Below are 20,578 nucleotides of genomic sequence, written 5' to 3' on the forward strand. Positions count from 1 at the left end.
ATGTGAAAGCCCCGCGACTGTCCGGTCGCGGGGCTTTTTTATGCCACGCCGTTTGACAGTCGGCGATCACTCCCCGAAGCTGCAACCCGACATGATTTGGATAACGGTATGCTCAAATCGCCTTTACCAGGTTCTTCCTCTCAGGCAACTGCTCGACGTCGCTGGCTGAAAAGAGGCGCGCTTGCCCTTCTGCCGATCCTGCTGATTCTCGGATTTCTCGTCTGGCGCGGCTCGCCGTCGAACAACGTCTCGGCCCCGCTGGCTCATACCTATGCCGAAGCCCTCGAGCAGGCACACAACGGCAAACCAGGCGCCGCTCGCGTGCTCTATCAGCAACTGGCACGAACCGATTTGTCGGACATCCGGCGTGCCAGTCTGTTGGCCGAATTGGGCAATTACCCCAGTCCCAATGCCCTGAAACTGGTGGATGCCGACCTGCATAACGACTCACCGCTGGTGCGCCAGGCAGCTATCGCAGCGGTCACCACGCTGGTGTCACCCAGCCAGCGCAGCTTGTTGCTTGGCCCTTTGCTGGATGATCCGGAGTCGGCGGTAAGGTTCAGCGCAATCCGTGCCTTGCTTGGACTTTCTCCTGATGATCTGGGGCTGTATTACGCAGCGCTGGAAAAAAGCGCCGAAGACTATGCGGTAACTTTGAAAACCGAGCCACCCAGCGTTACCAATCAACTGCAACTGGCGCGCCTGTCCATGCATCAGGGTCATGCGGCTCAAGCCTTGACCAGCGTGCAGCAAGCAATGACCCTCGAACCGGACAATCTGGACGCCGCCCTGGCGCAGATTGAGCTGGTGGACAAACAAGGGCAGACCGACAAGGCGCGGCAACTGTTCAGGCAGCTACTCGAGCGGCATCCGCAGTCGGCGCGACTGCAGCATGCGTTGGGAATGTGGCTGCTGCAGCGCGAGCAGACCGAATTCGCGCTATTGGGGCTGGCCAAGGCTTTGGAGCTGGAGCCGGAAAACAACGATTACCGTTATGACCTGGCGGTTGCCCTTCACGATCTGGACCAATTGGAGGCCGCGCAAAAACAATTGATCGAAATTCTCAAGCGTCAGCCAGGAAACCGACGCGCCCGGGTGTTGCTGATCAATTACTGGAAAGAGAACGGCCAATTACAGATGGTCCAGGTGCTTTTGGCCGAGCTGGAGCAGCAGAATCCGGACGATCCGGTCTTGCAGCAGGGCTTGTAGCGCTGCGTAAATCCGACCGGGAGTGACCTCTCGATCTTTTCCCGGCGGGCTCTAATATCAGAAATTACTTACGTCTCGCTTCGCGCAATAACACAAGCTCAGGTAAAAACCGGCAATTGCTCATCAGTCGTTCTTATACTTAATTATCCCCAGACTATTTTCTAACTGAAAAAAAACGTGCATGATTTACACGCAGCCGATGCAACTACCCTCTCTTCGGGACGGGACTGACAGCCAGCTTTATGTTCATCAAGGCACTGTGCACCTGGTCCCAGGGTAATGCGTTTCGCGAGCGAATCAGCCAACCGCTTTTTTCTGGATGCGTTGTTGGCGGGTTACAGCCACTACACTGTCGGAGTATGTTATTTGTCTAGACTTGCCGAGTTTCGAGCAGCAGAAAAAGCCCTTCAAGAGCAGCTGGCACAGCTGGAATCCTTGAAGAACGATGCCGGACTAAAAAAGGAGATTGAATTCGAGCAGAAACTCCAGGGCTTGATGAGCAGCTATGACAAGGGCCTGCGTGACATCATCGCAATCCTCGACCCTAGAGGCTCTTCCGCCCAGGCCGCCCCTGCCGGGCCCAAGCGCCGCCGGGCCCGAGTGATCAAGGTTTATCAAAACCCTCACACGGGCGAACTGATCGAAACCAAAGGTGGAAACCACCGCGGTCTGAAGTCCTGGAAAGAACAATACGGTATTGATACCGTCGATTCATGGCTTCGCGCTTGAGCGAAACCATTGAATATAAAAAGCCCTGCTCTGCAGGGCTTTTTATTGACGTCAATGAATAGCACCCAATACATCGGCGGTATCGAGTACAGCAAGCGGTGCCAGTGAGCGTTCAATTTCGTTCAATACCGTTTCATTATGTTAGAACTATCGTATTAGTCCCTTCGCATGTCTGACTCTATTTAGCGATGATTACCGAGCGCGGAATTCAGCTTCCGGAATTTTTAAATATCGGTTCGTTATGAGCGGCGGCCTGATAGAAATTCAGGATATAAAAAATGAAAATCTTCAGTTGCTTCGTTTTAATCTGTCGGAAACTTCTGATTTTTAAGCGTCCCCTCATCCGAATTTTGAATGAAGGGTTCACGAATTTTTCACACCCGGTGTCTCAGGATAGAGGCTGCTAAAGGATTAGCGCCCCAATGCCCGCTTCGGCGGGCTTCTTTTTGCCTGAAATTTGTCCCGGTCGCGCCTACTGACTGCCGCCGAGGCGCACGCCATCGCGGATTCGCGTGGCTTCGTCCTTGGTCGCTGCATAACCCTCTGCGGAACCCGCGTAGGAAAGCGACCAGGCCATGTCCTTGCTGGCCGCCGCAACCAACGTTTGAGTCATCACATGCACCCCGTTCTGGGTAATCGTACAGGTCGTCTCTAGAGCGGGTACCTGGCTCAAGGTGCTCTGCCGGGTTCGGGTACAAACGCTCTGGAATCCACTGCGGGCAAACATCACCTGAATAGCCTTGCGCATTTCCAGCAAAACACCCTCCACGTTTACCTGATGCCCGGCTACCAGAGTCGATTGCGTCAACTCCATAACCATCATCGGATTGCCCGCCTGATCGTTCTTGACCGCTCGTTGTCTTAACTGCGCAGCGGGCTTGCCAGTGGCGTCTGCTTCGGGAGGCATGGATTCAATCTGCCACCCTTCAGGCCAGGTGATCATGGCATCGTTCGCCTGAACGAAGCCTGAAGCGAACAACAGGCAAAGGCCCGCCATTGATACGCGGTATAACCGGATAAACATGATGGCCGTTTTCCACAAGGCATGAGCCGGAAATTCTGACGCGCAACGCCGCCCTGAACAAGAGCGGTGACGGCCTGTCCATCGGGCATTTGGCAATCTGGTGACACGCCCCGTATCATTTCACCCATTGCGAACATTCAACCGGAGCTATCCATGAGCCTGCAAGCACTCAACACCTTTCCCGGCGTAACGGCCGAGCCGGAAGCCGCGACTCAGCAATTCGTGTTCAATCACACGATGCTGCGTGTCAAAGACATCACCGCATCGCTGGATTTCTACACCCGGGTGCTGGGCTTCAGCCTGGTGGAGAAACGCGATTTCCCTGAAGCCGAATTCAGTCTGTACTTCCTGGCACTGGTGAACAAGGCGCAGATCCCGGCCGACGACGCCCAGCGCAATCAGTGGATGAAGTCGATCCCCGGCATCCTGGAACTGACCCACAACCACGGCACGGAAAACGATCCGGCGTTCGCCTATCACAACGGCAACACCGATCCGCGCGGTTTCGGCCACATCTGCATCTCGGTGCCGGACGTTCACGTTGCCTGCGCTCGCTTCGAGACACTTGGCGTGGACTTCCAGAAACGCCTGGCTGACGGCCGTATGAACAGCCTCGCGTTCATCAAGGATCCGGATGGCTATTGGGTAGAGATCATCCAGCCAGCGCCGCTGTGATGCGCTGAAATGACAAAAGGCCCCATGATTGCTCATGAGGCCTTTTTTTGCCTTGCCGATGAGTATCAGGCTGGCGCGGACGTACGAATCAGGTGATCAAACGCACTAAGCGATGCTTTGGCGCCCTCGCCCAGAGCAATGATGATCTGCTTGTAAGGCGTGGTGGTTACGTCGCCGGCAGCGAAGATCCCGGGAATCGAAGTCTCGCCGCGAGAGTCGACAACGATTTCGCCCCGTGGCGACAGCTCGATGGTGCCCTTGAGCCAATCGGTGTTGGGCAGCAGGCCGATCTGCACGAAAATGCCTTCGAGGGCTACCGCCACTTCTTCGCCATTCAGACGATTCTTGTAACGCAGGCCGTTGACCTTCAGCTCGTCGCCAGTCACTTCTGACGTTTGTGCATTGGTGATGACCGTCACGTTCGGCAGGCTGTGCAATTTGCGTTGCAGCACTGCGTCGGCGCGCAGTTGCACATCGAATTCCAGCAGCGTGACGTGGCTGACGATACCAGCCAGATCGATTGCCGCTTCCACGCCGGAGTTACCGCCACCAATTACCGCAACGCGCTTGCCTTTGAACAGCGGGCCATCGCAGTGCGGGCAATACGCCACGCCCTTGTTGCGGTATTGCTGCTCGCCAGGAACATTCATCTCCCTCCAGCGTGCGCCGGTTGCCAGAATCACGGTCTTGGTCTTGAGGCTCGCACCGCCAGCAAACTTCACTTCATGCAATCCGCCGTCGGTGCCGGGAATCAGCTGCTCGGCGCGTTGCAGGTTCATGATGTCGACTTCGTACTGCTTGACGTGCTCTTCAAGGGCTACGGCGAGTTTCGGGCCTTCGGTGTGTTGCACCGAGATGAAGTTTTCAATGGCCATGGTGTCCAACACCTGACCGCCAAAACGCTCTGCCGCAACGCCAGTCCGAATGCCTTTGCGGGCTGCGTAAACCGCTGCCGCCGAACCCGCCGGGCCACCGCCGACAACCAGCACGTCAAAGGCTTCCTTGGCGTTGAGCTTGGCCGCCTGACGATCACCGGCGCCGGTGTCGATCTTGGCGAGAATTTCTTCCAGGCCCATGCGGCCCTGGCCGAACAACTCACCGTTCAGATAGATGCTCGGCACCGACATGACGTGCCGGTCGGTCACTTCATCCTGAAACAGCGCGCCGTCGATAGCGACGTGATGCACGTTCGGGTTGAGCACGGCCAGCAGGTTCAGCGCCTGGACGACGTCCGGGCAGTTCTGGCAGGACTGGGAAAAATAGGTTTCGAACCTGAACTCGCCTTGCAGCGAGCGAGCCTGTTCGATGGCTTCGGCACTGGCTTTGGACGGATAACCGCCGACTTGCAGCAGCGCCAGTACCAGCGAGGTAAATTCGTGACCCATCGGGATGCCGGCGAAACGCAGGCTGATGTTTTTCCCGGGGCTGTTGAGCGAGAACGACGGAGTGCGCACGTCGGTGCCGCTGTCATTAAGGGTGATGTCTTTCGAAACGCTGATCACGTCGTTGAGCAGTGCCAGCATTTCCTGGGATTTCGCGCCGTCATCAAGGGACGCGACGATCTCGATCGGTTGTGTGACCCGTTCCAGGTACGACTTCAACTGGGCTTTAAGATTGGCGTCCAACATGCGGGCGATTTCCATTTTAAGAGGGTAGAAAAAACAACGCCCAGGCGATGGTCGCCCGGGCGTTTTTTAGGGGCGATGCGGTTTACGTGCTCAAGAGCTCAAAGCCCCCAGCCGAATCATCGACTTAGATCTTGCCAACCAGGTCCAGGGACGGAGCAAGAGTAGCCTCGCCTTCTTTCCATTTGGCTGGGCAAACTTCGCCTGGGTGGGCAGCTACGTATTGAGCGGCTTTAACTTTGCGCAGCAGCTCGGTAGCGTCACGGCCAACACCGCCGTCGTTCAGCTCAACAATCTTGATCTGGCCTTCTGGGTTGATCACGAAGGTGCCACGGTCAGCCAGACCTGCTTCTTCGATCAGAACGTCGAAGTTACGCGACAGCAGGTGAGTCGGGTCGCCGATCAGTGGGTACTGGATCTTGCCAATGGCTGGCGAGGTGTTGTGCCATGCAGCGTGTGCGAAATGGGTGTCGGTGGACACGCCGTAGATTTCGACGCCCAGTTTCTTGAACTCGGCGTAGTTGTCAGCTAGGTCTTCCAGTTCGGTCGGGCATACAAAAGTGAAGTCGGCTGGGTAGAAGAACACGACAGACCACTTGCCTTTAAAGTCAGCTTCAGAGACGTCGACGAACGCGCCGTTCTGGAATGCAGTGGCTTTGAACGGTTTTACTTGGCTGTTGATGATAGGCATCGGTGAATCTCCTGATGGGTTTTGAATTCGATGAAGTGGAGCTTACGCACAATCGTTGGCATGAGCTCATTGGCAAAGCTCATGCTCTTGATTGCTTTTCACTATAAGAGATCTTTATTAATAGACGAAATTTGCATGAGGTTTTCTTCCCGGCTGGCGAACGGCGTGGCCTCGAGATAGCGCATGGCCGATTTCATGTCCTTCCAGCCGACATAGCTCATCAGCGACTTGAGGTCCCAGCCATTGCGATGCGCCCAGGTTGCAAAACCGCGACGCAGAGAATGACTGGTGTACAGCTCGGCCGCGACGCCTGCTCGCTCAAGCGCCTGACGCAACATCGCAATGATGCTGTTGGCGTGCAACGGCTGTTCACTGAGGTTGCCCCAGCGATCAATCCCGCGAAACACCGGGCCGCGCACCAGCGCAGAACAGTTGATCCATTCCACGTACGCCTGCACCGGGCAGAGACGCTGCAAGGCCGGTGTCTGGTAGCGCTTGCCCAGATTGTCGCGGTCGCCTTTGCTGCGGGCCAGATACAGGGTGATGCCCGAACCCGCTGTCGCCTGCACATCCTGAATCTGTACGCGGCACAGCTCATCGCTGCGAAAGCCGCGCCAGAACCCCAGCAGAATCAGCGCGCTGTCGCGTCGACAACGCAATAGACGCGGACGATCTCCGTCAGCCAGCGCCTGAATGGCTTGGTTCTCCAGCCATAACGCGACCTGCTCCAGATGCTGCAACTGCAACGGTTCGGCCTGTTTGTCCTGAGCCGGATGCAAGGCGCGAATGCCTTTCAACACTTTGCGTACCACTGGCGCCTTGGTTGGGTCGGCGAAGCCCTGGCTGCTATGCCACTGGGCCAGCGCCGAGAGCCGCACTTTGAGCGTGTTGACTGATAGCGAGCCGGCATAGGTCGCCAGGTAGCGAGCCACAGCTTCGCTGGTGGCAGGCAGGAAACCGCCCCACGTCACTTCAAAATGCTCGATGGCCGCCCGATAGCTACGCCGCGTGTTATCCCGCGTCGCGGCCTCGATATAGCGGTCGATGTCGCTCATTACCGGCTCCCTTGCGTACTGGATTCAAGCGCCTTAACGCTAAATCAGGTGCTGACGCGGGATAATACGCCATTATCCCGTGCTGTAATCAGGCAAATTATCAAATTCCTGAGAGCTGATATAGTATGTAATTACAGGATACATACCACAGTACGTAATCGTAGGAGGCTACATGGCTCGCGGCGGAGTAAACAAGGCAACAGTGCAGACGGCGCGCCTGGCGCTTATCGCCCGAGGCGAGCATCCCAGCATCGATGCAGTACGCATAGAAATGGGCAATACCGGTTCGAAAACCACTATTCATCGGTATCTGAAAGAACTGGATGAAACCGATTTGCGCCGTGGTGCGCCTCAAGAAGCGATTGGCGATGAGCTGACCGAACTGGTCGCCCGCCTCGCGCAGCGACTGCAGGAACAGGCGCAGGAACGTATCGATCAGGCCCAATCAGCCTTCGATACGCGGCAACAGGCATTGCAGGAGGAACTGGATACAACCAGAAAGGAGCTGAACGAGCTGGATCAGCGTTGCGCCGATCAGGCTCAAATGATCGATCAGCAAACCGCTGCATTGCTCGACACGCGCGAGCAATTACAGGCCCAGCAAACCGACAATGCGCGGCTTCAGCAAGCCAGCCAGGACATGGCGACGCGACTTGAAGACAAGGATGGCCAAATCCGCTCGCTGGAAGAAAAGCACCTGCACGCCCGCGATGCTCTTGAGCACTACCGTAATTCAGTGAAGGAACAGCGTGATCAGGAGCAGCGACGTCACGAAGGCCAGGTACAGCAAGTACAAATGGAGTTGCGCCAGGCCCAGCAAAGCGCGCTGATTCGACAGGAGGAAATCACTCAGCTCAATCGCGCCAACGAGCGGTTGCTTACTGAAAGCCGCAGCGCGTCTCGCGAACTGGACATGCATAAGGATCAACTGGCCAGACTGACCCTTCAGGCCAGCAGTTCGGTCGAGCAACTGCAACAAGCGCAGACCCAGCGGGCGCTGCTGGAAGAGCGGCTGCGTACCAGCCATGAGGAAGTCAGTGAACTGAAACAGCGCCTGACCGATCAAGAGCAACAAGGCCGGGTACTGGAGTTGATTCTGATCAAAACCGAGCTGGCGCTGGATAATCTGCGCAAGGATCTGCCATCAACTGAAGAAGAAGCCCCGCCGCCAGCTCAGACGTGAACCGGCTCGCGTCCTTCGATCATTTTCCGAACGCGCAGTGCAAGCTCATCGACACTAAATGGCTTGGCCAACATGTCCATCCCCGAGTCGAGGAAGTCACTGCGGTTCTCAGCACTGGGCGCGTAGCCGGTAATGAACAGCACTTGCAATGCAGGACGTTGCTGGCGAGCGATCTCGGCAAGCTGTCGGCCATTCATGCCAGGCAAGCCCACATCGGTGACAAGCAGATCAATACGCTCGGCACCTTGCAACATGGGCAGCGCCGCCCTGGCATCACTCGCCTCAAGGGTTGAATAACCCAGCTCGCGCAACACATCAATCACCAGCATCCTGACAGCATCTTCGTCTTCAACGACCAGCACGCGCTCGCCCTCTGCCGCTCGGGGCGAATGGGCGCCACCCGCGCCTGCCACATCCCGCACAGCTTCCTTGACCTGGCATGGCAGATACAGATCGATGCTCGTACCCTGCCCCTCAACGCTTTCAATTTGCACGTGGCCGCCGGCTTGCTTGATAAAGCCATAAACCATGGACAAGCCGAGGCCGGTGCCCTGCCCGATGGGTTTGGTGGTGAAGAAGGGATCAAAAGCCCGCTCGATAACGTCTGCAGACATCCCGCAGCCAGTGTCTTCGATGCTTAGTTGCACGTACTCGCCAGGACTGACCACGCCCCGCGGGGAGCGAATGTCGACGTTGCGACTGCGCACGATCAATTGACCGCCTTCGGGCATCGCATCCCTGGCGTTGATGACCAGGTTCAACAGCGCGTTTTCCAACTGATGCTCATCGGTATGCGTTTGCCGCAGGTCGCGGTCCAGGTCAACACATAACTCGATGCTTTCCCCGGTGGTGCGGCGCAACAGTTCTTCCATGGACGTCACCATGTGGTTGACGTCTACGTTGCGGTTATTCAGTGATTGGCGGCGTGCGAAGGCCAGCAGCCGGTGCGTCAACGCAGCGGCGCGATTGGCGGAAGTCACCGCCACCTGAATATACCGGTCGATCTCACCGACACGTCCAGCGGCTATTCGACGCTGGATCAGGTCCAGAGCGCCCAATACGCCCGTGAGCATATTGTTGAAATCATGGGCGATACCGCCAGTCAGCTGGCCGATGGCATCCATTTTTTGCGCGTGACGCAACGCTTCCTGAGCCTGCTCACGCTCTGCCATCTCTCTTTGCAACAGTTCGTTGGTGGTGGCCAGTTCGCGAGTCCGCTCGGCAACCCGGCGCTCGAGACTTTCATTCAGTTCGCGTAAAGCTTCTTCAGCATTCACCTGAGCAGTGATGTCGGTATTGGTCCCCAGCCAGTGGGTGATATGACCTTGCTCATCACGCATGGGCAATGCACGGGACAGAAACCAGTTGTAGGTGCCATCTTTGCCCAGCAGCGGAAAGGTGTCTTCCCAGATCGAGCCGGTAGCAAAGCAATGCGCCGACCGGGTCGTGACGCGCTCCACATGATCGGGATGATGCACCGACCGCCAACCCAGCGCCTGCATGGCTTCAAGGGATGAGCCAGTGTAGGTATACCAGCGTTCGTTGTACCAATAGACATTGCCCGCCGAATCAGCGGTCCATGCCAGCTGACTCATGTTGTCAGCCAGCGTCCGGAATTGTCGTTCGCTTTCACGCAACGCATCGATCTTGCGCATAGAGTCTTCGTCTTGCTCGGCAGGGTGCAGTGGCAGTACTGCCCAAGGGTTATTTCTGCTCAATGGCTGGGTCCTTCCACAAATATAGGGTGTTCCCGAGTTTCCTCCTGAATCTCGGGTTAGCGCGTTCGCGTTAATCAGGCTTGCTTGGGGGCGACCGGAGTACGCATCGTCACAAACTCTTCAGCCAGTGTCGGATGTACGCCAATGGTGTCATCGAAAATGCGCTTGGTCGCGCCAGCTTTCAGCGCGATTGCCAGACTCTGGACAATTTCACCGGCATCCGGACCCACCATATGGCAGCCCAGAACCTTGTCGGTAGTGGCATCCACCACCAGTTTCATCAGGGTGCGTTCTTGATTGTCGGTCAGGGTCAGCTTCATCGGCCGGAAGCGGCTTTCGAAGATCTGCACCTCGTGACCGGCCTTGCGCGCTTCTTCTTCGCTGAGGCCCACCGTACCGATGTTCGGCAGGCTGAATACCGCGGTCGGAATATGTGAGTAATCCACCGGCCGATATTGATCAGGTTGAAACAGGCGCCGCGCCACGGCCATGCCTTCAGCCAGTGCAACTGGCGTGAGCTGCACACGACCGATCACATCGCCAATCGCCAGGATCGAGGGCTCGCTGGTCTGATAGTTTTCGTCCACATCGACAAAGCCGTCTTTGTTGAGCTTGACGTCTACTGTTTCCAGGCCAAGGTTGTCGAGCATCGGCCGGCGGCCAGTGGCATAGAACACGCAATCGGTGTTCAACGAACTGCCATCTTCAAGATGCGCTTGGAGAGTGCCATCGGCCAGTTTTTCGATACGCTCGATATTCGAGTTGAAACGGACCTTCATGCCGCGCTTGGTCAGCTCTTCATGCAGGTGTGTACGCACGCTGCCATCGAAGCCACGCAGGAACAGCTCACCGCGATACATCAGCGTGGTGTCGGCGCCCAGACCATGGAAAATCGAAGCGAATTCCACCGCAATGTAACCACCACCGACAACGACGATGCGCTTGGGCAGTTCTTTTAGAAAAAAGGCTTCATTGGAATTGATTGCGTGCTCGCGGCCTGGAATGTCGGGCATTTGCGGCCAGCCGCCGGTGGCGATGAGGATATGTTCGGCGCTGTAGGTCTGACCGTTGATCGACACCTGGTTCGGGCCGGTCAGCTTTGCATGGCCTTCAAGCAGCGTCACGCCGCTGTTGACCAGCAGATTGCGATAGATGCCGTTGAGGTGATGGATTTGCTTGTCTTTATTGGCGATCAGTGTGGACCAGTTGAAGCCCGGCTCACCGCTGGTCCAGCCAAAGCTCTTGGCTTGTTCGAAATCTTCCGCGTAATGGGCGCCGTAGACCAGAAATTTCTTGGGCACGCAGCCGACATTGACACAGGTACCGCCCAGATAACGGCTTTCGGCAACCGCAACGCGGGCTCCAAATCCTGCCGCAAAACGCCCGGCACGTACGCCGCCGGAGCCTGCGCCAATTACAAAGAGGTCGAAATCGTAAGCCATGTGAGTCTCCTGAACAGAGCGACAGCATAACCGCTTAGCGTTCAGTCAGAAACGACAAAGCCACCCGAAGGTGGCTTTGTCCTACAAGAAAGTCTGAAAGGATCTCAGAGCTTTAGCTGCCTTTCTTGTAGAAATGCTCGAAACAGAAGTTGGTTGCTTCGATGTAACCTTCAGCGCCGCCGCAGTCGAAGCGAGTACCTTTGAACTTGTAAGCCAGCACGTTACCTTCGGCAGCCTGCTTCATCAGGGCGTCGGTAATCTGGATTTCACCGCCTTTGCCCGGCTCGGTCGCTTCGATTTTTTCGAAGATGTCCGGCGTCAGAATGTAACGACCGATGATCGCCAGGTTGGATGGCGCATCTTCTGGTTTCGGCTTTTCCACCATGTCCGTCACACGGAACAGACCGGGCTTGATTTCTTCACCGGCAATAACCCCGTATTTCTGGGTTTCGCTCGGATCAACTTCCTGGATGGCAACGATCGAGCAGCCATAGTGCTTGTGCAGCTTGACCATCTGGGCCAGTACACCCTCGCCGTCGAGGTTCACACACAAGTCATCGGCCAGGACCACGGCGAATGCTTCATTACCGATCAGCGGGCGACCGCTGAGGATCGCGTGACCCAGACCTTTCATTTCGGTCTGGCGAGTGTAGGAAAAGCTGCACTCGTCGATCAGGCGGCGAATACCGACCAGGTATTTTTCCTTGTCGGTGCCTTTGATTTGATTTTCCAGCTCATAGCTGATGTCGAAATGGTCTTCAAGAGCACGTTTGCCACGACCAGTGACGATGGAGATTTCATTCAGACCCGCATCAAGTGCTTCTTCCACGCCGTATTGGATCAGTGGCTTGTTGACCACCGGCAGCATTTCCTTGGGCATGGCTTTGGTCGCTGGCAAAAAGCGAGTGCCGTAACCGGCTGCTGGGAACAAGCATTTTTTGATCATAAGAGTCCTTGATAAGGGCTGTGGGTGTTTGCGGCGCAGTCTAATCAGGCGGAGGTCACCTTACAATGCCCCGCCGCTGGCCGTTCCGATGCCATGGTAGAGGAATCCCTGAGCAGATAGTTCCGCAAAATCATAGATATTGCGACCATCGAACAGCACCAGCATACGCGTCAAACCTCGTATCCGGGCTGAATCTGGCTGGCGAAACTGCTTCAGATCGACGGCCAGAACAACTTCATCCGCGCCTTCTACACGACTGTACAACGACCCGTGCAAGCGTAGCTGAAGCGTCTGGATTGCGTAGGAATATTGCGCTGCAAAAAATCGCGCGGTCTCGCCATCACCGCGAGCCCAGGCTTTGAGCTCGAACCGGTTGCGACCCGTTGACGCGGGGGCGACAGCCAGATAGCAGGCGCTTTATCATGCGCGGCTTGAACACTACTGAACGAGGCAATTTCGATGTCGGACGTAAAAAGCGTAAACGGGTATCTGATCAAAAAACTTGAAGATGGCCAATGGTGGGTAACCGCCGCCGACGGCGAGTCGATTGCCGGGCCATTCGCCACTGAGAGCGCAGCCATTGAGGTGGCGGCGGTCTTGCAGGATCAGCCCAAGGCCGCACGTCGTCGGTCCAGCAGTAAACCTTGATCGCGCCTTGATCGCCTCGATTTTAAGGTTATCCAAATGATGTCGGAACGATGGCATATTCGCTGTGTCGAACCTGCGAACCGCAACTTTTCCCTCTTAGCCTTACCATGAAGCGCAAAATAAACATGATCAGACTTTTGTCCGTTATTGCTGTACTGGGCCTTGCTGGCTGTGCGACTGCATCTAACACCTACATGAAAAACGGTAAGCAAGGTCTGAGCATTGATTGCTCGGGCGAAGCCATGTCATGGGCCAGCTGTTACGAAAAGGCTGACGCCTCCTGTGCTGGCACAGGTTACGAGATTGTCGGCACCGACGGCACGCCGCAGCCCAAGGAAGCTGACAAGACGCTGGGCGTGGACGTCGGCAATTTCAAAAGCCGCAGCGTGCTGGTGGTTTGCAAATAGCCGTTTCTCCAGCCCCGCGACGTCGTGATGGCATTCCCTGTGAAGGCCGCCATTCAGCGGCCGGAACGCATCAACCGGAAATACAGGCAGTGGCCGCGCGCTGGACGTCTTTAGGCCGCAGCGGCAAATTCGACAAGCGTTCGTAGACCTTGATGGAGCTGCCACCAGAGCGCGTTTCGATATCCAGGATGGCGGCTGGGTCTTTGTTGAGTTTTTGCGCGACGATTACCCGTAAACCATCGCGATGCGGCTCAATGGTCGGCGGCTTGCGACTACCGGCAATTTTATTGACGAAGCACTCGGCATATTCCTGCGGATTTTTGCCAGACATCACGTTCATCGTGGCCGGTGTGTGTTCGATGTCCGCGACGGTGGCGCAACCGGTCATCGCGAGAGCCAAAATGACAACACCCAATTTCATAGAATCCTCCCAAATAAAAGTGCTACGACAAGCGTGGCGGCGATTAAATCCCGGTTAGAGCACTTTTAGCCAGAAACACTGCAATAAAGTTTCAATCGCCGGGCAATGCCGGGGCTCGTCATGCTATCGTTTTGGTTTTTCGAAAAAAGCCTTACCGTCGGAGACATCCATGAAATTCGTACACCAGCGCGAGCACCTCAACGAAGACGACCTGGTCGTTATCGAGTGCTCCCAGCTCTGCAATATCCGCCTGATGAACGATTCAAACTTCCGCAGTTTCAAGAATGGCGGCCGCCACACCTATCATGGCGGCGCTTTCGACAAATTCCCGGCCAAGATCGCTGCCCCCAGCACCGGATTCTGGAATATCACCATTGATACGGCCGGTCGCAAACTGGACACCAACGGCGGGCGCAAAAGCACGTTCACGCATTCGATCAAAATCGTCCGTCGTTCGACCACACGACTGAGCTGATCACAGCTTTTATCAAGGAGATCTCTTGAATACGCCTGCGACACCGACTACCAAGTTTGCCATCAGCTACAAACTCAATGGCGAGCGCCGCTTCGAATTTGCTCAACTGAGTTCAGCCTCTGTTGACGAGGCGCGTGCCGCACTGGAAAAAATGCACAACCAGAGCGACGACATCATCTCTGACGTCAAAGTCAGCAAAGCTTTGTAAGCCCCTGCCCGCCTGCACACCATGAAGCGCGAAGGCAACACTCCACTGACGTTCGATCTGTTCAGCGATGATCCGCAGCAGGCTGAGCCCGCGGTTGAACAGATCGGTCCTTGCTCCTGGGTATTGCGCAGCTACGCGATGCCCTGGATCGAGCGCGTGCTTCCCGCGCTGGAGGGCGTACTGGCCCAGGCGCCCTTTCGGCACATGATCACTCCCGGCGGTTTCACCATGTCTGCCGCACTCAGCAGTTGCGGCAGTTTTGGCTGGACTACCGACCGTCACGGCTATCGCTACAGCGCCACAGACCCACAAACAAGCCAGCCCTGGCCGCCAATACCCGAGGTGCTGATGCTACTGGCACGCGAAGCGGCAGCGGCCACAGGCTTCCCCGGTTTCACCCCCGACGCCTGCCTGATCAACCGCTATATTCCGGGTGCGAAAATGTCGCTGCATCAGGACAAGGACGAGCAGGATCTGCAATGGCCGGTGGTATCGCTGTCATTGGGAATTGCGGCGGTGTTTCTGTTTGGTGGCTTCGAGCGCGCCGACAAGGCACAACGGATCGTCTTGCAGCACGGCGACGTGGTCGTCTGGGGCGGTGTCGATCGCCTGCGCTTTCACGGTGTATTGCCGATCAAGGCAGCGGAGCATCCGCTACTGGGCGAGCAGCGGATCAACATCACTTTCAGAAAAGCCATGTAGCCAGGCCGTTGACGGATTATTCAACCGTTGCAGCCTCGGACATTGCCCGAGCCTTGACCGGACACATCACGCGGTGCAGGTTCAGCGCCGTGTTGATAATGCCGATGTGACTGAACGCCTGGGGGAAATTGCCCAGCATGCGCTTGCTGCGGGGGTCATATTGCTCGGCCAGCAGCCCGACGTCGTTACACAGCCCGCATAAACGGTCGTACAGCTCCCGGGCTTCCTGACGCCGCCCCAACAGGACGTAGACGTCTGCCAGCCAGAACGAGCAGACCAGAAAAGTCCCTTCATTGCCGGAAACGCCGTCCGCGCTACGATCGTTGTCGTAACGCAACAGCAAGCCATCCTGCATCAGGCTGCGCTCGATCTGCGCGACCGTGCCGATCACGCGCGGGTCATCAGCCGGCAAAAAACCCGTCAACGCGATTTGCAGCAGACTGGCGTCCAGCGCCTTGGCGCCGTAGGTCTGCACGAAACTGCCCAACTCCGAATCAAAGCCGTTCAGGCACACATCCGCATGAATCTGGTCAGCGACACTGCGGTAATGCTGCGCCAATGCCCGGTCGTCATCGGTGACAGCGGTCTGCGCAATCAGCGACGCGTTGCGGTCAAAGGCAACCCAGGTCATGACTTTCGAATGAGTAAAATGCCGTGGCTCTGCGCGAATCTCCCAGATGCCTTTGTCCGGCATATGCCAAACCTTCTCAAGGAACGGCATGATGACTTTGGAGATCGCTACGCTGCGCGGCAGGCGTGGCAGGCCGCCCTTCAACGCCTGGGTCATGGCGTCAGCGACTTCACCATAGACGTCCAGTTGCATTTGCGTCGCCGCCGCGTTTCCGATGCGGACCGGTTTGGAGTTTTCGTAACCGCTCAGCCAAGGCAGCTCATATTCCGGCAGACGTCGTTCGCCGCCCAAGCCATACATGATCTGAATTTGTTCCGGGTTACCCGCCACTGAGCGCAGCAGCCATTCACGCCACGCCGAGGCTTCCTCGAAATACCCCAGGTTCATGAACGCCAACAGCGTCATGGTTGCATCGCGCAGCCAGCAAAACCGGTAGTCCCAGTTGCGTTCGCCACCCAATTGCTCGGGCAACGAAGTGGTGACCGCCGCGACAATGCCGCCGGTGGGTGCATAGGTCATGGCTTTAAGGGTGATCAGCGAGCGTTTCACCTGCGCAGTCCATTGCCCGACGTCAGGGCATCGATCGGAAAACTCGCGCCAGAAACCCTCGGTGCGCTGTAATTCCTGCTCGGCATCAATGGCTGTTTGCAAGGTTTCAGTGGAGGCCTGATGGCTCAATATGAACGTCTCGCGATGCCCCGCCGTGACATGAAAATCGCAGCCCGTATGGTGATCCAGCGCGTGCAGGGTTTCCGTGGCGCGCAACACCAGCATTTCCGGCCCGGCAATCGCCGTCAATGTCTCGCCGTCTCGGTTTTCCACCCAAGGCACGGTGCTGCCGTAGTCGAAACGGATGGCCAGGTCCATACCAAAGGCAACTTCACCCTCAAGCCCGACCACGATTCGTACCACGTGACTGCCTTCATCGACGGGCATGAAGTCGATGAGCATGGCTCGACCGCTTGCGGTCTGGAACACCGTTTCCAGGATCAAGGTCCCTTCGCGATACCGTCGCTCGGTAAAGATAACCGGCTCTTTTGGCGCGATCTTCCAGCGGCCGTTATCGCTCGAGCCCAGCAATGCTGCAAAGCAGGCTGGCGCATCGAAGCATGGGAAACATAACCAGTCCAGCGACCCGTCCCTGGCGACCAGCGCGGCAGTCTTGCAGTTGCCGAGCAATGCGTAGTCTTCGATCAGTGCAGCCATGGAAAGCGTCCGCCATCGTGGAAATATTCGTCACCTGCTGCACAGCTTGCTCAGCGCGGCAGGATGTAGTGCTCAATTGCTGCAGCGACTCCGTCTTCAAGGTTGCTGCCCGTCACGTGATCCGCCTCTCGGCGCACGCTTTCTTCGCCTTGCCCCATGGCTATCGATAAACCAGCCTGATGGAACATGGCCACATCGTTGCCGCCGTCACCGATGGCCGCAGTCTGCGCCAGTTCGATGCCAAACAGTTCTGCCAGGGTCAACAACGCCTTGCCTTTATTGGCGTCCAGCGCCGTTACGTCCAGATAATACAGCTGCGAACGCGCAGCCAGCGCCAGCCCGACGATAAGCGGATTGAGCTGCGACTCAAGGCTCTTGAGCAGCTCGAAGTCCTTGCTCGCTGCAACGATCTTGTCCACTCGCCCAAGGTAGGGTTCGAAGCTTTCCACCTGCACCGGCTCGTAGCCCAAGGTCGTGCGCTCGTGGTCAACGTAGTCGCCCGCAGGATCAATCAGGAACCATTGATCGTCGGCAAATACCCAAAGCGATACCGGGTAATCGGCAAACAGATTGATACAGGTGCGTGCCGCCTCCTCGGCTATCCGATAGGCTTTGAGCACGCTGCCATCAGGGTTGATGATGTTGCCGCCATTGAATGCCACCGAGGGCAGATCGATACCCAAGGCTTCAATCTGCTGGCGCATGGCACGGGGCGGACGACTGCTCGCTACCGTGAAGAGAATGCCCGCTGCCCTGAGTCGTGCAACGGCGTCGATATTGGCCTGACTCAGACTGTGGTCGGGACGCAGGAGCGTGCCATCGATGTCGGAAAGGAGGAATTTGATTGGGAGTTCGGCTTGCTCAGACATCGATATCCCGCCATTCACGACCATCACGGGCCAGCAAATCATCGGCAGCGGCCGGCCCATCTTCGCCAGCCTTATAAAACTCGACTTGAGGATTTTTCTGCCAGGCATCCAGGAACGGCTGTACTGCGCGCCAGCCGTTTTCGATGTTGTCAGCGCGCTGGAAAAGAGTCTGGTCGCCGGTCAGGCAGTCATAGATCAGCGTTTCGTAACCGGTGGACGGCTGCATTTCGAAGAAGTCCTTGTAGGCAAAACCCAGCTCGATATCTTCCATGTCCAGCGTCGGCCCTGGTCGTTTGGCGAACAGGTCAAACCACATTCCTTCATTAGGCTGGATCTGGATCCTCAGGAAGTTAGGCTTGAGGCGGTCCACTTCGGTATCACGGAACTGCGCATAAGGTGCAGGCTTGAACGAAATCGCGATTTCCGTGCTACGCACGCCCATGCGCTTGCCAGTGCGCAGGTAAAACGGCACGCCGACCCAGCGCCAGTTATCGACCATCACCTTGAGCGCGACAAATGTTTCTGTGGTGCTGTCCGGCTCGACCTTGTTCTCCTGGCGATAACCGGGAACGACCTTGCCGTCCTTGCTGTTTTCCGCGTACTGACCGCGCACGGAATTGGCCAGGGCTTCCTGCTCGGACCAGGGACGAATCGCCCCTACCACCTTGGCTTTCTCGCCGCGCACGGCATCGGCGCCGAAGGCGGCAGGCGGTTCCATTGCCACCATTGCCAGCAGCTGGAACAGGTGATTTGGAACCATGTCCCGCAGCGCGCCGGTGTGCTCGTAAAAACTGCCTCGAGTCTCGACGCCGACCGTTTCAGCCGCGGTGATCTGCACGTGATCAATGTAGTGGTTGTTCCAGAACGACTCGAACAGCCCGTTGGAAAACCGGCTGACCAGGATGTTCTGCACGGTTTCCTTGCCCAGATAGTGATCGATCCGGTAAATCTGCTTCTCGCTCATCACCTTCAGCAAGCAGGCATTCAGCGCGACAGCACTGGGCAGGTCGGACCCGAAGGGTTTTTCGATTACGACGCGGCGAAATGCCTCTTCGCTTTCCACCAACAAACCCGAGGAACCCAGGCGCTGCGCTACTTCGCTGAAGAAGCGCGGCGCCGTCGCCAGATAAAACACGGCGTTGCTGGTGCCAGTGCTCTCGATCTTGCTGGCGATGTCGGCATAAGTGGAATCGTCGAGAAAGTCACCTTGTACGTAGCTGATCCGGCTCGCCAGGCGCCGCCACAACTCAGCATCAAGCGGCTCTTTGCCGCCCTCCGCCACTTTGCCGGCAGCTTCCTGGCGGATGAAATCTTCCAGTTTTTTAGCGAAATCGGCATCGCTGATTGCGTTGTGGTCAACACCGACAATATGCAGGTTATCGTCGACCAGACCATCACGGAACAGGTTGTAGAGCGCCGGCATCAGCAAGCGCTTGACCAGATCACCATGGGCGCCGAACAGAAACAGGGTCGTAGGCGGCGCCACGGCGGGCGTTTGCTGAGACGAGCCGCGCGACAGCCCCATTACTTTGGCCCCTCCTTGTGGCCGCCAAAGCCGAAACGCATGGCCGAAAGCAACTTGTCAGCGTAGGAGCTTTTCTGCCGCGAGCGGAAACGGGCAAACAGCGCACTGGAAAGCACCGGCACCGGAACGGCCTGTTCCATGGCGGCCTCGATGGTCCATCGGCCTTCGCCACTGTCCGCCACTGCGCCGGAATAGGCGTCCAATTGAGGATCGGTTGCCAGGGCATCGGCGGTCAGATCAAGCAACCAGGACGAAACCACGCTACCGCGACGCCATACTTCGGCGATATCAGCCATGTTCAAGTCAAAACGTTGTTCAACCGGGAGGTTTTCCGAATTCTTCTGCTTGAGGATGTCGAAGCCCTCGGCAAAGGCTTGCATCATCCCGTACTCGATGCCGTTGTGGATCATCTTGACGAAATGGCCAGAACCCGCAGGACCTGCATGAATATAGCCACGTTCGGCTCGGTCATCTGCAGAGTCACGGCCTTTTGTGCGCTCTACCGAACCATAGCCCGGAGCCAGGGTTTCGAACAGCGGGTCCAGGCGACGCACGATATCGCTTTCGCCACCGATCATCATGCAGTAGCCGCGTTCCAGGCCCCAGACGCCACCCGAAGTGCCGACGTCCACGTAGTGCAACCCTTTGGCCGTGAGAGCCTTGGCCCGGCGAACGTCGTCTTTGTAGAACGTATTGCCGCCGTCGATGATTACATCGTCAGCGTCCAGCAACCCGCTCAACACCTCGATGGTTTCTTCGGTCGGATCGCCAGCAGGCAGCATGACCCAGATGGCCCGAGGCTTATCCATTGCCGCAACCATGGCGGCAAGATCAGCTACAGCTGTCGAGCCTTCTTTGGCCAGCGCGCTACGCGATGCTTCATCGCGATCAAACACCACAGTGGTGTGGCCGTTGAGCATCAAACGTCTTGCGATATTGCCGCCCATGCGGCCCAGCCCAACAATTCCAAGTTGCATGTGGCCTTGCTCCTAAAATTTGTAGAAAAAGGTGCCTCAAATCCGGCTCACCCTTGGGAGAGCCTCGCATGAGGGGTTAGTCCTGAAAGGTCGGACATCGGTTCCCGTCGACAGTGAAAGCGTGCATTCAGACTGTCGGATAAAGCCATTCTGTCGCGATTGGGAAACGTTCGCGACCATTGAAAATAAAAAAGTTCCATTCTTGCGCAAAA

The 20,578-nt window shown here is 57.0% G+C and carries 21 protein-coding genes and 1 pseudogene; 9 read left to right on the forward strand and 13 right to left on the reverse strand.

Translation table 11 applies throughout. The annotated features are described in order from the left end of the window. Positions 1-108: 108 nt before the first annotated feature. Entirely contained in the window at positions 109-1,209 is a 1,101-nt protein-coding gene (locus tag AABC73_RS15490; RefSeq protein ID WP_341519946.1) for a tetratricopeptide repeat protein, read from the forward strand. A gap of 366 nt (positions 1,210-1,575) precedes the next feature. Next, positions 1,576-1,938 carry a histone-like nucleoid-structuring protein, MvaT/MvaU family gene (locus tag AABC73_RS15495; RefSeq protein ID WP_044901731.1) on the forward strand — a complete coding sequence of 121 codons (363 nt, stop codon included), beginning with the start codon at positions 1,576-1,578 and terminating at the stop codon, positions 1,936-1,938. Between the two features lie 472 nt (positions 1,939-2,410). Here the strand turns inward: AABC73_RS15495 and AABC73_RS15500 are convergent, their stop codons facing one another. Then, complete coding sequence (locus AABC73_RS15500) at positions 2,411-2,962, reverse strand: DUF4946 domain-containing protein (RefSeq protein ID WP_341519947.1); 552 nt, start codon at positions 2,960-2,962, stop codon at positions 2,411-2,413. Between the two features lie 153 nt (positions 2,963-3,115). Between AABC73_RS15500 and gloA the strand changes: the two genes are divergently transcribed. Then, a complete protein-coding gene (gloA, locus tag AABC73_RS15505; protein ID WP_341519948.1) occupies positions 3,116-3,637 on the forward strand; it encodes a lactoylglutathione lyase in 522 nt (173 codons plus the stop codon). 65 nt (positions 3,638-3,702) lie between these two features. Here gloA and ahpF read toward each other — a convergent pair whose 3' ends face one another. From ahpF to AABC73_RS15520, 3 genes are all read right to left on the reverse strand, one after another. Beyond that, complete coding sequence (ahpF, locus tag AABC73_RS15510) at positions 3,703-5,265, reverse strand: alkyl hydroperoxide reductase subunit F (RefSeq protein WP_341519949.1); 1,563 nt, start codon at positions 5,263-5,265, stop codon at positions 3,703-3,705. Between the two features lie 124 nt (positions 5,266-5,389). After that, a complete protein-coding gene (ahpC, locus tag AABC73_RS15515; protein ID WP_020293898.1) occupies positions 5,390-5,953 on the reverse strand; it encodes an alkyl hydroperoxide reductase subunit C in 564 nt (187 codons plus the stop codon). Positions 5,954-6,054: 101 nt separating this feature from the next. Then, a complete protein-coding gene (locus AABC73_RS15520; protein ID WP_341519950.1) occupies positions 6,055-7,008 on the reverse strand; it encodes a site-specific integrase in 954 nt (317 codons plus the stop codon). Positions 7,009-7,180: 172 nt separating this feature from the next. On the opposite strand from AABC73_RS15520, the gene AABC73_RS15525 reads away from it, so the two are divergent. Beyond that, entirely contained in the window at positions 7,181-8,191 is a 1,011-nt protein-coding gene (locus AABC73_RS15525) for a DNA-binding protein (RefSeq protein ID WP_341519951.1), read from the forward strand. Here the strand turns inward: AABC73_RS15525 and AABC73_RS15530 are convergent. The 4 genes and pseudogenes from AABC73_RS15530 to AABC73_RS15545 all read right to left on the reverse strand — a co-directional run. After that, positions 8,182-9,855 (reverse strand): annotated as a pseudogene (locus AABC73_RS15530) (ATP-binding protein); the annotation flags it as partial. The gene AABC73_RS15525 and the pseudogene AABC73_RS15530 overlap by 10 nt on opposite strands. Positions 9,856-9,983: 128 nt before the next feature. Then, positions 9,984-11,351, reverse strand: coding sequence for a glutathione-disulfide reductase (gene gorA / locus AABC73_RS15535; RefSeq protein WP_341519952.1), 1,368 nt, complete (start codon positions 11,349-11,351; stop codon positions 9,984-9,986). A gap of 112 nt (positions 11,352-11,463) precedes the next feature. Then, positions 11,464-12,297, reverse strand: a complete 834-nt coding sequence (gene galU, locus AABC73_RS15540) for a UTP--glucose-1-phosphate uridylyltransferase GalU (RefSeq protein ID WP_020293893.1) — start codon at positions 12,295-12,297, stop codon at positions 11,464-11,466. Positions 12,298-12,357: 60 nt separating this feature from the next. After that, positions 12,358-12,561: a UDP binding domain-containing protein gene (locus AABC73_RS15545; protein ID WP_341519953.1), complete on the reverse strand. Its 204-nt coding sequence runs from the start codon at positions 12,559-12,561 to the stop codon at positions 12,358-12,360. Between the two features lie 195 nt (positions 12,562-12,756). Between AABC73_RS15545 and AABC73_RS15550 the strand changes: the two genes are divergently transcribed. Both AABC73_RS15550 and AABC73_RS15555 read left to right on the forward strand, forming a co-directional pair. After that, positions 12,757-12,945 carry a hypothetical protein gene (locus AABC73_RS15550; RefSeq protein WP_341519954.1) on the forward strand — a complete coding sequence of 63 codons (189 nt, stop codon included), beginning with the start codon at positions 12,757-12,759 and terminating at the stop codon, positions 12,943-12,945. Between the two features lie 125 nt (positions 12,946-13,070). Continuing rightward, positions 13,071-13,352: a hypothetical protein gene (locus tag AABC73_RS15555; RefSeq protein WP_044901730.1), complete on the forward strand. Its 282-nt coding sequence runs from the start codon at positions 13,071-13,073 to the stop codon at positions 13,350-13,352. 70 nt (positions 13,353-13,422) lie between these two features. On the opposite strand, the gene AABC73_RS15560 is transcribed toward AABC73_RS15555, so the two are convergent. Next, positions 13,423-13,773, reverse strand: a complete 351-nt coding sequence (locus AABC73_RS15560; protein ID WP_341519955.1) for a hypothetical protein — start codon at positions 13,771-13,773, stop codon at positions 13,423-13,425. A gap of 169 nt (positions 13,774-13,942) precedes the next feature. Here AABC73_RS15560 and AABC73_RS15565 point away from each other — a divergent pair, with 169 nt between their 5' ends. From AABC73_RS15565 to alkB, 3 genes are read left to right on the forward strand one after another with little or no spacing between them, the layout of a single operon-like run. Further along, positions 13,943-14,248 carry a DUF1883 domain-containing protein gene (locus tag AABC73_RS15565; protein ID WP_065835618.1) on the forward strand — a complete coding sequence of 102 codons (306 nt, stop codon included), beginning with the start codon at positions 13,943-13,945 and terminating at the stop codon, positions 14,246-14,248. Positions 14,249-14,273: 25 nt separating this feature from the next. After that, positions 14,274-14,456: a hypothetical protein gene (locus tag AABC73_RS15570; protein ID WP_341519956.1), complete on the forward strand. Its 183-nt coding sequence runs from the start codon at positions 14,274-14,276 to the stop codon at positions 14,454-14,456. 21 nt (positions 14,457-14,477) lie between these two features. Continuing rightward, positions 14,478-15,158 carry a DNA oxidative demethylase AlkB gene (gene alkB, locus AABC73_RS15575; protein ID WP_341519957.1) on the forward strand — a complete coding sequence of 227 codons (681 nt, stop codon included), beginning with the start codon at positions 14,478-14,480 and terminating at the stop codon, positions 15,156-15,158. Between the two features lie 16 nt (positions 15,159-15,174). On the opposite strand, the gene AABC73_RS15580 is transcribed toward alkB, so the two are convergent. The 4 genes from AABC73_RS15580 to gnd are packed head-to-tail and all read right to left on the reverse strand — an operon-like array spanning position 15,175 to position 20,366. Beyond that, positions 15,175-17,022: a glycoside hydrolase family 15 protein gene (locus tag AABC73_RS15580; protein ID WP_341524251.1), complete on the reverse strand. Its 1,848-nt coding sequence runs from the start codon at positions 17,020-17,022 to the stop codon at positions 15,175-15,177. 23 nt (positions 17,023-17,045) lie between these two features. Continuing rightward, a complete protein-coding gene (locus tag AABC73_RS15585; RefSeq protein WP_341519958.1) occupies positions 17,046-17,864 on the reverse strand; it encodes an HAD family hydrolase in 819 nt (272 codons plus the stop codon). Then, a complete protein-coding gene (zwf, locus tag AABC73_RS15590; protein WP_341519959.1) occupies positions 17,857-19,389 on the reverse strand; it encodes a glucose-6-phosphate dehydrogenase in 1,533 nt (510 codons plus the stop codon). The genes AABC73_RS15585 and zwf overlap by 8 nt, the downstream gene beginning before the upstream one ends. After that, positions 19,389-20,366, reverse strand: a complete 978-nt coding sequence (gene gnd / locus AABC73_RS15595) for a phosphogluconate dehydrogenase (NAD(+)-dependent, decarboxylating) (protein ID WP_341519960.1) — start codon at positions 20,364-20,366, stop codon at positions 19,389-19,391. The genes zwf and gnd overlap by 1 nt, the downstream gene beginning before the upstream one ends. Between the last annotated feature and the right edge of the window lie 212 nt (positions 20,367-20,578).

The sequence above is a fragment of the Pseudomonas sp. G.S.17 genome (genome assembly GCF_038096165.1).
GTDB lineage: Bacteria > Pseudomonadota > Gammaproteobacteria > Pseudomonadales > Pseudomonadaceae > Aquipseudomonas.

Coding starts and splice junctions, on each gene's coding strand:
- AABC73_RS15490 (WP_341519946.1), top strand. CDS start 109: ATGCTCAAATCGCCTTTACCAGGTTCTTCCTCTCAGGCAACTGCTCGA.
- AABC73_RS15500 (WP_341519947.1), bottom strand. CDS start 2,962: ATGTTTATCCGGTTATACCGCGTATCAATGGCGGGCCTTTGCCTGTTG.
- gloA (WP_341519948.1), top strand. CDS start 3,116: ATGAGCCTGCAAGCACTCAACACCTTTCCCGGCGTAACGGCCGAGCCG.
- ahpF (WP_341519949.1), bottom strand. CDS start 5,265: ATGTTGGACGCCAATCTTAAAGCCCAGTTGAAGTCGTACCTGGAACGG.
- ahpC (WP_020293898.1), bottom strand. CDS start 5,953: ATGCCTATCATCAACAGCCAAGTAAAACCGTTCAAAGCCACTGCATTC.
- AABC73_RS15520 (WP_341519950.1), bottom strand. CDS start 7,008: ATGAGCGACATCGACCGCTATATCGAGGCCGCGACGCGGGATAACACG.
- AABC73_RS15525 (WP_341519951.1), top strand. CDS start 7,181: ATGGCTCGCGGCGGAGTAAACAAGGCAACAGTGCAGACGGCGCGCCTG.
- gorA (WP_341519952.1), bottom strand. CDS start 11,351: ATGGCTTACGATTTCGACCTCTTTGTAATTGGCGCAGGCTCCGGCGGC.
- galU (WP_020293893.1), bottom strand. CDS start 12,297: ATGATCAAAAAATGCTTGTTCCCAGCAGCCGGTTACGGCACTCGCTTT.
- AABC73_RS15550 (WP_341519954.1), top strand. CDS start 12,757: ATGTCGGACGTAAAAAGCGTAAACGGGTATCTGATCAAAAAACTTGAA.
- AABC73_RS15555 (WP_044901730.1), top strand. CDS start 13,071: ATGATCAGACTTTTGTCCGTTATTGCTGTACTGGGCCTTGCTGGCTGT.
- AABC73_RS15560 (WP_341519955.1), bottom strand. CDS start 13,773: ATGAAATTGGGTGTTGTCATTTTGGCTCTCGCGATGACCGGTTGCGCC.
- AABC73_RS15565 (WP_065835618.1), top strand. CDS start 13,943: ATGAAATTCGTACACCAGCGCGAGCACCTCAACGAAGACGACCTGGTC.
- alkB (WP_341519957.1), top strand. CDS start 14,478: ATGAAGCGCGAAGGCAACACTCCACTGACGTTCGATCTGTTCAGCGAT.
- AABC73_RS15585 (WP_341519958.1), bottom strand. CDS start 17,864: ATGTCTGAGCAAGCCGAACTCCCAATCAAATTCCTCCTTTCCGACATC.
- zwf (WP_341519959.1), bottom strand. CDS start 19,389: ATGGGGCTGTCGCGCGGCTCGTCTCAGCAAACGCCCGCCGTGGCGCCG.
- gnd (WP_341519960.1), bottom strand. CDS start 20,366: ATGCAACTTGGAATTGTTGGGCTGGGCCGCATGGGCGGCAATATCGCA.